12 protein-coding genes are annotated in these 13131 nt (G+C 58.0%); 7 read left to right on the top strand and 5 right to left on the bottom strand.

What is annotated here, in order from left to right; translation table 11 throughout:
• Window positions 1-38: 38 nt before the first annotated feature.
• Complete coding sequence (locus J2W17_RS30705) at window positions 39-227, bottom strand: hypothetical protein (protein ID WP_307344028.1); 189 nt, start codon at window positions 225-227, stop codon at window positions 39-41.
• A gap of 290 nt (window positions 228-517) precedes the next feature.
• Between J2W17_RS30705 and galU the strand changes: the two genes are divergently transcribed.
• Window positions 518-1357 (top strand): UTP--glucose-1-phosphate uridylyltransferase GalU, encoded by an 840-nt coding sequence (gene galU / locus J2W17_RS30700; protein WP_307344026.1) that lies wholly within the window; start codon window positions 518-520, stop codon window positions 1355-1357.
• A 126-nt stretch (window positions 1358-1483) separates the two neighbouring features.
• Window positions 1484-2842 (top strand): glutathione-disulfide reductase, encoded by a 1359-nt coding sequence (gorA, locus tag J2W17_RS30695; protein ID WP_307344024.1) that lies wholly within the window; start codon window positions 1484-1486, stop codon window positions 2840-2842.
• On the opposite strand, the gene J2W17_RS30690 is transcribed toward gorA, so the two are convergent.
• Window positions 2839-3855 (bottom strand): DNA-binding protein, encoded by a 1017-nt coding sequence (locus J2W17_RS30690; RefSeq protein ID WP_307344023.1) that lies wholly within the window; start codon window positions 3853-3855, stop codon window positions 2839-2841. The genes gorA and J2W17_RS30690 overlap by 4 nt on opposite strands.
• 441 nt (window positions 3856-4296) lie before the next feature.
• On the opposite strand from J2W17_RS30690, the gene J2W17_RS30685 reads away from it, so the two are divergent.
• From J2W17_RS30685 to ahpF, 3 genes are all read left to right on the top strand, one after another.
• Complete coding sequence (locus J2W17_RS30685) at window positions 4297-5235, top strand: site-specific integrase (protein ID WP_307344022.1); 939 nt, start codon at window positions 4297-4299, stop codon at window positions 5233-5235.
• 186 nt (window positions 5236-5421) lie between these two features.
• Window positions 5422-5985 carry an alkyl hydroperoxide reductase subunit C gene (ahpC, locus tag J2W17_RS30680; protein ID WP_007975937.1) on the top strand — a complete coding sequence of 188 codons (564 nt, stop codon included), beginning with the start codon at window positions 5422-5424 and terminating at the stop codon, window positions 5983-5985.
• A 123-nt stretch (window positions 5986-6108) separates the two neighbouring features.
• The gene (gene ahpF / locus J2W17_RS30675) at window positions 6109-7671 is read left to right on the top strand and encodes an alkyl hydroperoxide reductase subunit F (protein ID WP_307344021.1); all 1563 of its coding nucleotides are present in this window, start codon (window positions 6109-6111) and stop codon (window positions 7669-7671) included.
• Window positions 7672-7857: 186 nt separating this feature from the next.
• Here ahpF and gloA read toward each other — a convergent pair whose 3' ends face one another.
• Window positions 7858-8379, bottom strand: a complete 522-nt coding sequence (gene gloA, locus J2W17_RS30670; protein ID WP_307344019.1) for a lactoylglutathione lyase — start codon at window positions 8377-8379, stop codon at window positions 7858-7860.
• Between the two features lie 137 nt (window positions 8380-8516).
• Between gloA and J2W17_RS30665 the strand changes: the two genes are divergently transcribed.
• Complete coding sequence (locus J2W17_RS30665) at window positions 8517-9035, top strand: DUF4946 domain-containing protein (protein ID WP_307344017.1); 519 nt, start codon at window positions 8517-8519, stop codon at window positions 9033-9035.
• 241 nt (window positions 9036-9276) lie between these two features.
• On the opposite strand, the gene J2W17_RS30660 is transcribed toward J2W17_RS30665, so the two are convergent.
• Both J2W17_RS30660 and J2W17_RS30655 read right to left on the bottom strand, forming a co-directional pair.
• Entirely contained in the window at window positions 9277-9642 is a 366-nt protein-coding gene (locus tag J2W17_RS30660; RefSeq protein ID WP_307344015.1) for a histone-like nucleoid-structuring protein, MvaT/MvaU family, read from the bottom strand.
• 233 nt (window positions 9643-9875) lie between these two features.
• Window positions 9876-11411 (bottom strand): EAL domain-containing protein, encoded by a 1536-nt coding sequence (locus tag J2W17_RS30655; protein ID WP_307344012.1) that lies wholly within the window; start codon window positions 11409-11411, stop codon window positions 9876-9878.
• A gap of 450 nt (window positions 11412-11861) precedes the next feature.
• On the opposite strand from J2W17_RS30655, the gene hppD reads away from it, so the two are divergent.
• Window positions 11862-12938: a 4-hydroxyphenylpyruvate dioxygenase gene (gene hppD, locus J2W17_RS30650; RefSeq protein WP_307344009.1), complete on the top strand. Its 1077-nt coding sequence runs from the start codon at window positions 11862-11864 to the stop codon at window positions 12936-12938.
• Window positions 12939-13131: the final 193 nt, after the last annotated feature.

Below are 13131 nucleotides of genomic sequence, written 5' to 3'. Positions count from 1 at the left end.
GCCCTGCGTAAAGCAGGGCTGCGTGCGACAAGGGCGGATCAGCTCTTGTCCTTGCCGCGGCGTTTAGGCGCTGCAGGCTGGTCTTGCAACACCGATGCCACTTCAATCGCCAACGCTTCGCTGGGGAACGGTCCGGCGATATTCTCGCCGCCGACGCTGTCGACCCACCACTGGCCGTCTTTCCCCTGGTTGATCAGGTACCCGTTGACGCTCTTTGCTACCGACATCTATCTGCCTCGTTGGCTGGTTCAATCGCGCAATGATAGCGCCAAATGCAGCCAACGGGTGCTGATGGGCGTATGGTGGTGCGGTTGCCCGTCCGGTCGATGGCCGTGCAAGTCTGCCAGTCTCTGCTATTTATAAGGGCGGCGGAAGATCCGCAGGACATTATGCGGAACTATCCGCGTGAATATTTCTCTATGATGGCATCGGTTAGCCAGCGCGGGGCATTGTAAGGTGCGCACCGCCTGATTAGACTGCGTCGAAACTCGAACACACAGCCCTTTCAAGGACTTATATGATCAAGAAATGCTTGTTCCCAGCAGCCGGTTACGGCACTCGCTTCCTCCCAGCGACCAAAGCCATGCCCAAGGAAATGCTGCCGGTGGTAAACAAGCCACTGATCCAGTACGGCGTCGAAGAAGCACTGGACGCCGGTTTGACCGAAATCTCCATCGTCACCGGTCGCGGTAAACGCGCCCTGGAAGACCACTTCGACATCAGCTACGAGCTGGAAAACCAGATCAAGGGCACCGACAAGGAAAAATACCTGGTCGGCATCCGCAAGCTGCTCGACAACTGCTCCTTCTCCTACACGCGCCAGACCGAAATGAAAGGCCTGGGCCATGCGATCCTGACCGGCCGCCCACTGATTGGCGACGAACCGTTCGCCGTGGTCCTGGCGGATGACTTGTGCGTCAACCTCGACGGTGACGGCGTACTGACCCAGATGGTCAAGCTGTACAAGCAGTTCCGCTGCTCGATCGTCGCCATCCAGGAAGTCGATCCGCTGGAAACCCACAAGTACGGCGTGATTGCCGGCGAAATGATCCGCGACGACATCTACCGCGTGCACAGCATGGTTGAAAAGCCAAAGCCTGAAGATGCACCGTCGAACCTGGCGATCATCGGTCGCTACATCCTGACCCCGGACATCTTCGACCTGATCGAACAGACCGAGCCAGGCAAGGGCGGCGAAATCCAGATCACCGACGCCTTGATGAAGCAGGCGCAAAACGGCTGCGTCATGGCCTACAAGTTCAAGGGCAAGCGTTTTGACTGCGGTGGCGCCGAGGGCTACATCGACGCGACCAACTTCTGCTTCGAGAACTTCTACAAGACGGGCAAGGCTTACTGATAGCTTGACTCGCTTGTAATGAAAAGCCACCTTCGGTGGCTTTTTCTTTTTCCGGCCCCATATCCTGTGCAGCGCTTGCCCAACGGACGTCTGCAGGTATGCTGGTAGCCTGCCGAGGAGAAAGAAATGGCCTACGATTTTGACCTTTATGTGATTGGCGCCGGTTCCGGCGGTGTGCGGGCTGCGCGGTTTGCTGCCGGTTTTGGTGCGAAAGTGGCCGTGGCCGAGAGCCGTTACCTGGGGGGTACCTGCGTGAACGTCGGCTGCGTGCCGAAGAAGTTGCTGGTCTACGGCGCGCATTTTGCCGAAGACTTCGAGCAGTCTTCCGGTTTTGGCTGGACCCCGGGTGAGGCGAAGTTCGATTGGGCGACGCTGATCGCCAACAAGGATCGCGAGATCAATCGTCTTAACGGTATTTATCGCAATCTGCTGGTCAATAGCGGTGTGACCTTGCATGAAGGTCACGCCAGGATCGTTGACCCGCACACCGTCGAGTTCAATGGCGAACGCTTCACCGCCAAAAACATCCTGATTGCCACCGGCGGCTGGCCGCAGATTCCAGAGATTCCGGGGCACGAACACGCGATCAGTTCCAACCAGGCGTTCTTCCTCAAGGAACTGCCCAAGCGCGTGCTGGTGGTGGGCGGCGGTTACATTGCCGTCGAATTCGCCGGGATCTTCCACGGCCTGGGCGCCGACACTACCTTGCTGTATCGCGGTGAGTTGTTTCTGCGTGGCTTCGACGGTGCGGTGCGCAAGCACCTGCAGGAAGAGCTGACCAAGCGTGGCATGGATCTGCAATTCAATGCTGACATCGAGCGCATCGACAAGCAGGCCGATGGCAGTCTCAAAGTCGCCCTTAAGGACGGTCGCGAGCTGGAAGCCGATTGCGTGTTCTACGCCACCGGGCGGCGTCCGATGCTGGACAACCTCGGGCTGGAAAACACTGGGGTCAAGCTCGACAAGAAAGGCTTCGTCGAGGTCGACGAGCAGTATCAGACGGCCGAGCCGTCGATCCTGGCCCTGGGCGATGTCATCGGCAGGGTTCAGCTGACGCCGGTCGCGCTGGCCGAAGGCATGGCGGTGGCGCGGCGCTTGTTCAAGCCTGAGCAATATCGCCCGGTGGATTACAAGATGATCCCGACGGCGGTGTTCAGCCTGCCGAACATCGGCACCGTCGGTTTGACCGAGGAGGAGGCCCGGGAGGCCGGGCACGAGGTGGTGATCTTCGAGAGCCGTTTCCGGCCGATGAAGCTGACCCTGACCGAATGCCAGGAGCGCACGCTGATGAAGCTGGTGGTGGACGGCAAGACCGACAAGGTGCTGGGTTGCCACATGGTCGGCCCGGATGCCGGTGAAATCGTCCAGGGCCTGGCGATTGCCTTGAAGGCCGGCGCGACCAAGCGTGACTTCGACGAAACCATCGGTGTGCACCCGACAGCCGCCGAAGAGTTCGTCACCATGCGTACGCCGGTCGCCGGTTAATCGTCCTTCTGCTGTTCTACAGCGTCTGGGGTTGTCGCAACGACAGCCGCCAGGCGCAGTTGCTCCAGGTGCGACTGGGTCTGGGTCAATTCAGCTTCCAGGGATTTATTTGCTTGCGCGTGTTCCTCGACGCTCTGTTTGAGTGACTGGCTTTCCAGCAGGGCAGTGCGCAAGCGTTCCTGTAGGAGGGTGCGCTCGCTGTCGATGCGGTTGACCTGTTCCAGCAGTTGATCCTGGCGATGGTGGGTTTGCTTGAGCTGTTCCTGCAGCAGGCTCAACTCCCGTAGCGTTCCTCGGTTTTCGGTCAACAGGCGTTCATTGTCACGGTGCAACTGGGTGATTTCATCCTGGCGCACCAATGCGCTTTGCTGGGCCTGGCGCAATTCCATCTGAATCTGCTGTACCTGGCCTTCGTGGCGATTTTGCTCCTGCTCGCGCTGCTCTTTGACGGCGTTGCGGTAGTGCTCCAAGGCGTCGCGGGTGTGCAGGTGTTTCTCTTCAAGGGAGCGGATCTGCTCGTCCTTGTCTTGCAAGCGTAATTCGAAATCAGTCAGCGCCTGGTTCAATCCAGCGTTGCGGGTTTGCTCGCCCTGCAACAAGGCGCGAGTGCTTTCCAGTGCTTCGGATTCCTGGGTGTAGGCCAGGCTCTGAATTTCGTATTGCTGCTGCAACAGCGTGTTGGCTTGCCGGGCTTCGGACAGCTGCTTGTCCAGTTCCGCTCGCTGTTGCTCGAACAGCGCGCGTGCCTGATCGATTGGTTCCTGTGCCTGCTCCCTGAGTCGCTGCGCCAGGTGCGAGACGAGCGCTGCCAGCTCGTCATCGAGGGGCTCGGAAGAAGACTCGGCCGGTTCGGCGCCATCATCCAGTTCTTTCAGATAGCGGTGAATGGTGGTTTTCGAGCCGGTGTTGCCCATTTCGATCCGTACCGCGTCGATGCTCGGGTTTTCACCGCGGGCGAGGATTGCCAGCCGGGCCGTTTGAACCACTGCTTTGTTGATGCCGCCACGGGCCATGAGCTCTCCTACGATTTCGTAATGTGGTACGTACCACTAAATACACATTGTACCACGTCACATTAAAAGTTAAATATGCCTTGTTTATTGACACGGGATATACTGGTATTACCCCGTGTGAGAACGTTTCTGAAGCATTCGTCACTAGATTTCGGTACACAAATCCCCCTGTAGGAGCTGGCTTGCCAGCGAAGGCGTCCGACCAGTTAAAAATATGTTGGCTGACACACCGCTTTCGCTGGCAAGCCAGCTCCTACAGGGGGGCGGTGTCAATTTCGGGATTGGCGCACAAAACCCGAGAGCGCCGTGGGCATTCAGGCGGCAAGCGTTATCGCGAGCAGGCTCGTTCCTACAGGATTAGCGCAAAGCAGTACCTCTGCAGGAGCGAGCTTGCTCGCGATAAACCCGGGGGCGCCGCTTGTTTTCAGGCAGGTTATTTTCATGAGTGAGCTGGATCGTTACCTGCAAGCCGCCACCCGCGACAACACCCGTCGCAGCTATCGGGCGGCCATCGAGCACTTCGAAGTCAGTTGGGGCGGGTTTTTGCCTGCAACGGCGGACAGCATCGCGCGCTACCTGGTGGCGTATGCCGGTGAGTTGTCGATCAACACCTTGAAGCTGCGCTTGTCGGCATTGGCGCAATGGCACAACAGCCAGGGTTTTGCCGATCCCACCAAGGCGCCGGTGGTGCGCAAGGTGTTCAAAGGCATTCGCGCGCTGCATCCGGCGCAGGAGAAGCAGGCAGAGCCGTTGCAGTTGCAGCATCTGGAGCAGGCAGTGGCCTGGCTGGAACAGGAGGCGCAGGCCGCAAAATCTGCTGGCGATCAACCGACGCTCTTGCGAGCACGGCGCGACGCAGCGCTGATCCTGCTGGGCTTCTGGCGCGGCTTTCGCAGCGATGAGTTGTGTCGCCTGCAGATCGAGCACGTGCAGGCGAGCGCCGGTGCCGGCATCACGCTGTATCTGCCGCGCAGCAAGAGCGACAGGGAAAACCTCGGCAAGACCTATCAGACACCGGCCCTGCAGCGGTTGTGTCCGGTGCAGGCGTACATCGACTGGATCAGCGCGGCGGCGTTGGTCCGGGGGCCGGTGTTTCGCGGAATCGACCGCTGGGGCCACCTGAGCGAGGAGGGGTTGCACGCCAACAGCGTGATCCCGTTGCTGCGCCAGGCGCTGGAGCGCGCGGGAATTCCCGCTGAGCACTACACCAGCCACTCCTTGCGGCGCGGCTTCGCCACCTGGGCGCATCAGAGTGGATGGGATTTGAAGTCGTTGATGAGTTACGTCGGCTGGAAGGATATGAAATCGGCCATGCGTTACGTAGATGCCAACCCGTTTCCGGTCATGCCACGGATCGTTGAAAAACCTGTGGTCATATAGAAATCCGTTTCGTCGCCACGCCATGGGATCCCGCGAAAAAGCCTCTAGAAGCGATTTCTTCTATTAGTACTGTCAGCTAATAGCGAAAACCAATCAGCAGCATGAGGTTTGCCAATGAGCCATCGGGAGATTGGATAGGTAGGATTCATTCCATCAACTTTTTCAACCCCTGACGGAGAGTCATCGATGCCTATCATCAACAGCCAAGTTAAACCGTTCAAAGCTGACGCCTTCAAGAATGGCGACTTCGTAAAAGTGTCGGACGCCGACCTGAAAGGCAAGTGGTCTGTCGTGTTCTTCTACCCAGCCGACTTCACCTTCGTTTGCCCGACTGAACTCGAAGACCTGGCCGACAACTACGACGCGTTCCAGAAGCTGGGCGTCGAGATCTACAGCGTTTCCACCGACACCCATTTTGCCCACGCTGCCTGGCACAACACTTCGCCAGCCATCGGCAAAATCCAGTACACCATGATCGGTGACCCGACCCATGCCATCTCCCGCAACTTCGACGTGCTGATCGAAGAAGCCGGTCTGGCTGACCGTGGCACCTTCGTGATCAACCCTGAAGGCCAGATCAAAATCGTCGAACTGAACGACGGTGGTGTGGGCCGTGACGCTTCCGAACTGCTGCGCAAAATCAAGGCTGCCCAGTACGTCGCTGCCCACCCTGGCCAGGTTTGCCCAGCCAAGTGGAAAGAAGGCGAGGCCACGCTGGCGCCGTCCCTGGACCTGGTCGGCAAGATCTAAGTCTGTGGATCGCATCATCAGGGCGGGTTCCCGCACCTAAGTAAGCTGCAACCGCCCAATAAAAACGCCCGGGCGAGATTCGCTCGGGCGTTTTTTTTCAAATTCAAAAAGGAAATCGCCCGTATGTTGGACACCAATCTTAAAGCCCAGTTGAAGTCATACCTGGAACGGGTCACCCAGCCGATCGAGATCGTTGCCTCCCTCGACGACGGTGCGAAATCCCAGGAAATGCTCGAATTGCTGAAAGACGTTGCCAGTCTTTCCAGCCAGATTACCTTGCTCGACAACGGTGATGATGCACGCAAACCATCGTTCTCGATCAACCGCCCCGGTGCCGAAATCAGCCTGCGTTTCGCCGGCATCCCGATGGGCCACGAATTCACTTCGTTGGTACTGGCCTTGCTGCAAGTCGGCGGCCACCCTTCGAAAGCCAGTGTTGAAGTGATCGAACAGATCCGTTCGCTCAAGGGCGAATTCAACTTCGAGACCTACTTCTCGCTGTCCTGCCAGAACTGCCCGGACGTGGTCCAGGCGCTGAACCTGATGGCCGTGTTGAACCCGAACATCCGTCACGTCGCCATCGACGGCGCGCTGTTCCAGGCCGAAGTCGACGAGCGCCAGATCATGGCCGTGCCCAGTATCTACCTCAATGGCGTGAACTTCGGCCAGGGTCGCATGGGCCTGGAAGAAATCCTCGCCAAAATCGACACCAGCGGCATCGAGCGCCAGGCCGAGAAGATCAGCGCCAAAGAAACCTTTGACGTATTGGTGGTCGGCGGTGGCCCGGCCGGTGCTTCGGCGGCGATCTACGCCGCCCGTAAAGGCATTCGCACCGGTGTCGCGGCCGAGCGTTTCGGTGGGCAGGTGCTGGACACCATGGCCATCGAGAACTTCATCTCGGTGCAGGAAACCGAAGGGCCAAAACTGGCCGTCGCCCTGGAAGAACACGTCAAGCAGTACGACGTCGACATCATCAACCTGCAACGGGCCGACAAGCTGGTGCCGGGCAAGAACGGTCAACTGAATGAAGTCCACTTTGCCAGCGGCGCGACATTGAAAGCCAGAACCGTGATCCTCGCGACCGGTGCGCGGTGGCGTGAAATGAATGTCCCGGGAGAGCAGCAATACCGCAACAAGGGCGTGGCGTACTGCCCGCACTGTGACGGTCCGCTGTTTAAAGGCAAGCGAGTGGCGGTGATCGGCGGCGGCAACTCCGGCGTCGAAGCGGCCATTGACCTGGCGGGCATCGTGTCTCACGTGACACTGCTCGAATTCGACGTGCAGTTGCGCGCCGATGCGGTCCTGCAGCGCAAATTGCACAGTCTGCCTAACGTGACCGTTATCACCAGTGCGCAAACCACTGAAGTGACCGGCGACGGTCAGAAGGTCAACGGCCTGCGCTACAAGGATCGTCAGTCGGACGAGCTGCGGACTGTGGAACTGGAAGGGATCTTCGTGCAGATCGGTCTGTTGCCCAACACCGATTGGCTCAAAGGTACCATCGAGTTGTCGCCGCGTGGCGAGATCATCGTCGACGCCCGTGGCGAGACGTCGGTACCGGGGGTATTTGCGGCCGGTGATGTGACGACCGTGCCGTACAAGCAGATCGTGATTGCGGTGGGCGAGGGGGCCAAGGCTTCCCTGAGCGCATTCGATCACCTGATCCGGACTTCGGCCCCGGCGTAAAAGCTGACAATGAAAACACAAAAAAACCTATGAGCGATCATGGGTTTTTTTGCGCGCCGTTGCACGGCTTTTGTAGGAGCCGGCTTGCTGGCGAAGGCGTCTTCGTGGGCGCTGCAAGGCTTGAGGCCGTCTTCGCTGCGGTGCGGCGATCCGACAAGCCAGCTCCTACAGGGAGGATGTCGCCTATCAGAGCGGGGCGGGCTGGATGATTTCGACCCAGTAGGCATCCGGGTCCTTGATGAACGCCAGGCTCTTCATGCGCCCGTCGCTCAGGCGTTTCTGGAAATCGCAGCCCAGTGCCTCGAAGCGCTCGCAGGCGGCGACGATGTCCGGTACCGAGATGCAGATGTGGCCGAAACCGCGCGGGTCGGTGTTGCCGTTGTGGTAGGCGAAATCCGCGTCGTTTTCCGTGCCGTGGTTGTGGGTCAGTTCGAGAATGCCGGGGATCGATTTCATCCATTCGGTGCGCGCCGCGGCGTCGGCCGGGATCTGATCCTTATCGACCAGCGCCAGGAAGTACAGGCTGAATTCGGCTTCCGGGAAGTCGCGCTTTTCCACCAGCGAGAAACCGAGGATCCGGGTATAGAAATCCAGGGATCTGGTGATGTCCTTGACCCGCAGCATGGTGTGGTTGAAAACGAAACCGTGGGTCGCGGTATCAGGTTGGGCGGTCACGCCGGGGAAGCTGTTCAATTCGTGCAGGCTCATGGGCCCTCCGGGCAATAAGTGGGGCTGACGATGGCGACCATGATACGCAAGGGCGCAGGCATCACCAAATGTCGGCTATTGCCTGGCCGACGGGCGAGGCTCAGACTTCGTCGATCAAACACTGAGAATTCATTGCAATGATTCGGCCCTACCCATCGATTTTCATCCTGCTGAGTGTGCTCTCGGCTGCTGCTCACGCCGATGAGCCAGTCGTGACCTGGCCTGCCGGTTGGGAGGTCGAACCCGTCCCGAAGGAAGCCGCCAATGCCCAGGTGTCCCGTCAGCGCGCAGTGAAGCACGATCAGGGCGGCACGCCGGTGATGGTGATGGAGTTGACCATGACCCAAGTGCAAACTGGCCATCAGGTGAATCTGCAGGGTGTATTGCTGGAGATGCGCAAGTCGGTGCAGAAGGATTTCTTTCAAGGCGGCTATCAAAGTGTTTGCAACAAGATTCATCCCGCTCGTTTGAGCCGCCTGGATGCGCTCGAAACTACCTGCACCATTACCCAGAACGGTCGTCATGTGTTGTCTCAAACATTGGTGGCGGCCGTGGATGCGGATAAGGCCTATGTTTTTTCCAGCGCGGGGCAGGCTGAGGCTTATAAAGCAAGTCAGGGTGAAATAGACGCTGTTCGTAACAGCTTGAGACTTTAGTTTAAGATTTCAATGTACTGCAGGTATAAGTACTTACAGACCTTTTTAGATAGCCGAAGGGACTAAGCACACTGTAGGAGCGAGCTTGCTCCAGGCGGCGTTCCGACGATGGATTCAAGAACACCGCGTACTATCCAGCAAACACGCGTTATCGTTGACGACCATCGTCGGAAGCCGCCCGGAGCAAGCTCGCTCCTACAGGCATTGCCTGCATTGCAGGGCTTTTTATTACCGAAAATGCTTAACCGCGCAACCAGGAATCCACGGTGTCGACACCGTATTGTTCCTTCCAGGCTTTCAGTCCGCGGTGGTTGCCGCCTTTGGTTTCAATCAGTTCACCGGTGTGCGGATTCTGATAGACCTTGACCACGCGAGCACGGCGGGTTTTAGGCGCCGCGGCCTGTTGCTGGCCGGATTTGCCCGGGTTCGGATCGAGAATGGCGATGACGTCGCGCAGGCTCTTGCCATAGGTTTTCATCAACCCCTGGAGCTTTTCTTCGAATTCGATTTCTTTCTTGAGCCCGGCATCGTTCTTCAGCGCTTCCAGCTGCTTGAGCTGTTCCTGAAGGGCCTTTTCAGCTGCACGAAATTCAGCGAGTCTGGACAATATCTTTACTCCAATAGTGTATTTGGCTGATACCAACCGCAATCAAGGCTATAAGCCAGGCGCCTTGTAGCGACTCGGTGATAGTGGCTCACCTGCCAGTTTTGCACAGGCATGAAAAATTGTAGTAGTTAATGAGCCAAGAGTAAATCCTGTCTTTTTCTTCATGTAACTACATTAGTCTGTTGATACAAACGGCTGCGCCGTCGCCTTATCTTGTCGCTTTTAGCAGTTAGTTAATGGTGACTTAATGCGTTAATGAACTCTGGGCCGGGCATCGGCCGGCCGAAGAGATAACCTTGCAGGAAGTTCACCCCGTGGGCGGTCAGGTAATCACTTTGCTCCGTGGTTTCCACGCCTTCGGCGACAATGCCCAGATCGAGCTTGGCGGAGAGCTCGATGATGGAGTCAAGAATGTGCCTTGAGAGGGCGTCGACTCCGATCATGGCAACGAAACTCTGGTCGATTTTCAGGAAGTCCACGTTGAATTGACGCAGGTAACCCAGGCTCGAATGGCCGGTGCCAAAGTCGTCGATTGCGATCATCACGCCAAGCTCATGCAGCTGTTCGAACAATTGATGGGTCATGGCCGTGGGCTCGATGAGTTCGCGCTCGGTCAACTCCAGCACCAGGCTGATCGAACCCGGGGCAAAGGCCTGGATGAACGCTCGACAATCCTCGATCAAATCCAGGTTTTTGCAGTGGCTGGCGGTGATGTTGATTCCGATGTGAAACGGCTCTCTGAATGACGAAGACAGGGGCGCCAGCAATGCGGCGGTCTGTTGCATCAATGAGCGGGTCATCGGCACGATCAGCCCGGAATATTCGGCGAACGGAATGAACAGGTCCGGGCGCACCAGGCCTTCCTTCGGATGATTCCAGCGCATCAGCACTTCGCAACCGGACCACTGCTTGCTGTCGCCATGGACCACCGGCTGAAAAAAGGGAATGAACTCCCCGGCTTCCATCGCGCGCTGCATTTCGTGGCTGGGCGACATGGCGCGTCTTTGCAGAACGTGCCCGATCGTGCCCGACACCACGCCGAAAAATATCAGCAGGCTGAACAGTGGCGGATACTCGCTTTTCATATAACGCCAGGTTTCGCCCTCGGGGAAACCGGCTGCCACGGTAAAAGCGTATCGCGAGGAGGCCAGTTCGTTTTGCGCTACCGCAAAGAGGGGCAGGGCGCCGTCGTGGAACTGGCCGTCGGCAGCCAGCCAATGTGGGCCGACTTGCAGCGCCAATAAGGTGCTGCGGCCGATCAGGCGCAATACATTGCTCAAGTGATACCCGTCCAGAGCGCTCAAGGCGCCCCGTTGCCCTTCACTGAGTCGATACACCAGCAGAGCGCTGTCGGGCGTGACCTTATTGCTCTTCATCAACGACAACTGGCCTTGGGTGTAGTCGCCAGCATTGATTTTTTCCTGATAGTCACCGAACAAGGAACTGCAGTAAATGCTGTCGTCCCAGACCAGATTGGTCGAGCGCACGAAGGGGCGGCGGGTGACCTGTTCGCGCAAGGCCAGTTTGACATCGTTGCAGCGTTGGCCCGCCAGCGGCAGCAACTCGCGCGCGGCCTCGGCCGTGTTGTCGAACATCAGTTCGAACTGGCTCACGGCTTCTTCCGCCGTCAACCGGGTACTCTGTTGCAGTGTGCGTTCAGCCTGCATATACAAAATGGCGAACCCCAGCAGTACCGGGAGTAAACCGCTCAAGACGGTCACGGCAATCCTGACCCCGCGTTTGCGACGGTTTTTGACGTTCAGTGGCATTCGTGAAACCTGTTACGGTGGAAGAGGGCTCTCAAATGCAGGCAGGACGACAGCAGGCCTCCCAAAATGAGTTCAGGTAACGGGCATGATAGAACGACTTGTGGACTTTTGCCGATCAACGGTAATCCAGGCGTGTTGCCCGCTTGATGAAAACCCCTTGCGCGCGCAGGGAAAAAGGGGATTTGATACAGAAGGCGGACAAAACGATTTACGCTGTGTAGAATCCGGTTACGCATATAAGAATAATCGTCTTCTGGCAGCAGAAGCCTCGCCCGTCATAGCCTTGGGTCGACAATGAAGATATTTGGGTTTCAATTGATCTACGGTGACTTTCTCGCCCGCAGCGTGCGGGGAATCTCCTGCGCGCCACCCGCCGGTCTCAGCATTGCCAGCAATTAACGATCCGTTACTTTCAGCTGTTGATTCTAAAAGCATGATGAGGCGCCAACCATGGCAGATTTATACGAAAACCCAATGGGCCTGATGGGCTTTGAATTCATCGAATTCGCATCGCCAACTCCGAACACCCTGGAGCCGATCTTCCAGATCATGGGCTTCACCAAGGTCGCGACCCACCGCTCAAAAGACGTGCACCTGTATCGCCAGGGCGCGATCAACCTGATCCTCAACAACGAACCCAACAGTGTTGCGTCGTACTTTGCAGCCGAACACGGCCCGTCGGTATGCGGCATGGCGTTCCGGGTCAAGGATTCGCAGAAGGCCTACAAGCGTGCCCTGGAACTCGGCGCCCAGCCGATCCACATCGAGACCGGCCCGATGGAGCTGCATCTGCCGGCGATCAAAGGCATCGGCGGTGCGCCGCTGTACCTGATCGACCGTTTCGGCGAAGGCAGCTCGATCTACGACATCGACTTCGTGTTCATCGAAGGCGTTGACCGCAACCCGGTCGGTGCCGGCCTGAAGATCATCGATCACTTGACCCACAACGTCTATCGCGGGCGCATGGCCTATTGGGCCAACTTCTACGAGAAGCTGTTCAACTTCCGCGAGATCCGCTACTTCGACATCAAGGGCGAGTACACCGGCCTGACCTCCAAGGCGATGACCGCGCCGGATGGCATGATCCGCATCCCGTTGAACGAAGAGTCGTCCAAGGGCGCCGGGCAGATCGAAGAGTTCCTGATGCAGTTCAACGGCGAGGGCATCCAGCACGTGGCGTTCCTCAGCGATGACCTGATCAAGACCTGGGATCACTTGAAAAGCATCGGCATGCGTTTCATGACCGCGCCGCCGGAAACCTATTACGAGATGCTCGAAGGCCGTTTGCCGAATCACGGCGAGCCGGTCAACGAACTGCAGGCGCGCGGTATCTTGCTGGACGGATCGTCCGAGTCGGGCGACAAGCGCCTGTTGCTGCAGATCTTCTCGGAAACCTTGATGGGCCCGGTGTTCTTCGAGTTCATCCAGCGTAAAGGCGACGATGGCTTCGGTGAAGGCAACTTCAAGGCGCTGTTCGAATCCATCGAACGTGACCAGGTTCGTCGGGGTGTGTTGTCCACCGAGTAAGCCGGCCCGGCTGTAAGAAAGCCCGGTCAGCAGCGATGCTGGCCGGGCTTTCTTTTGGGTTGACGCAAAACTGATTGTCGGAGCGGGCTTGCTCGCGAAGGCGGTGGGTCAGCCAACATTTTAAGTTTCTTACCCACCCCATTAGCCAGCAATCCCGCTCCCACAATGGGGGTTGAGCGGGCCAAAGGTCTGC

This window comes from Pseudomonas lini (assembly GCF_030812475.1).
GTDB lineage: Bacteria > Pseudomonadota > Gammaproteobacteria > Pseudomonadales > Pseudomonadaceae > Aquipseudomonas > Aquipseudomonas lini_A.
The sequence above is the reverse complement of the archived record's forward strand: the minus strand, read 5'-3'. Positions and strand labels throughout refer to the sequence as shown.

What these genes read in the sequence shown, in the direction of transcription:
- galU (WP_307344026.1), top strand. Translation starts at nt 518, where the DNA reads ATGATCAAGAAATGCTTGTTCCCAGCAGCCGGTTACGGCACTCGCTTC.
- J2W17_RS30655 (WP_307344012.1), bottom strand. Translation starts at nt 11,411, where the DNA reads ATGCCACTGAACGTCAAAAACCGTCGCAAACGCGGGGTCAGGATTGCC.
- hppD (WP_307344009.1), top strand. Translation starts at nt 11,862, where the DNA reads ATGGCAGATTTATACGAAAACCCAATGGGCCTGATGGGCTTTGAATTC.
- gorA (WP_307344024.1), top strand. Translation starts at nt 1,484, where the DNA reads ATGGCCTACGATTTTGACCTTTATGTGATTGGCGCCGGTTCCGGCGGT.
- ahpC (WP_007975937.1), top strand. Translation starts at nt 5,422, where the DNA reads ATGCCTATCATCAACAGCCAAGTTAAACCGTTCAAAGCTGACGCCTTC.
- J2W17_RS30685 (WP_307344022.1), top strand. Translation starts at nt 4,297, where the DNA reads ATGAGTGAGCTGGATCGTTACCTGCAAGCCGCCACCCGCGACAACACC.
- J2W17_RS30690 (WP_307344023.1), bottom strand. Translation starts at nt 3,855, where the DNA reads ATGGCCCGTGGCGGCATCAACAAAGCAGTGGTTCAAACGGCCCGGCTG.
- gloA (WP_307344019.1), bottom strand. Translation starts at nt 8,379, where the DNA reads ATGAGCCTGCACGAATTGAACAGCTTCCCCGGCGTGACCGCCCAACCT.
- J2W17_RS30665 (WP_307344017.1), top strand. Translation starts at nt 8,517, where the DNA reads ATGATTCGGCCCTACCCATCGATTTTCATCCTGCTGAGTGTGCTCTCG.
- J2W17_RS30705 (WP_307344028.1), bottom strand. Translation starts at nt 227, where the DNA reads ATGTCGGTAGCAAAGAGCGTCAACGGGTACCTGATCAACCAGGGGAAA.
- ahpF (WP_307344021.1), top strand. Translation starts at nt 6,109, where the DNA reads ATGTTGGACACCAATCTTAAAGCCCAGTTGAAGTCATACCTGGAACGG.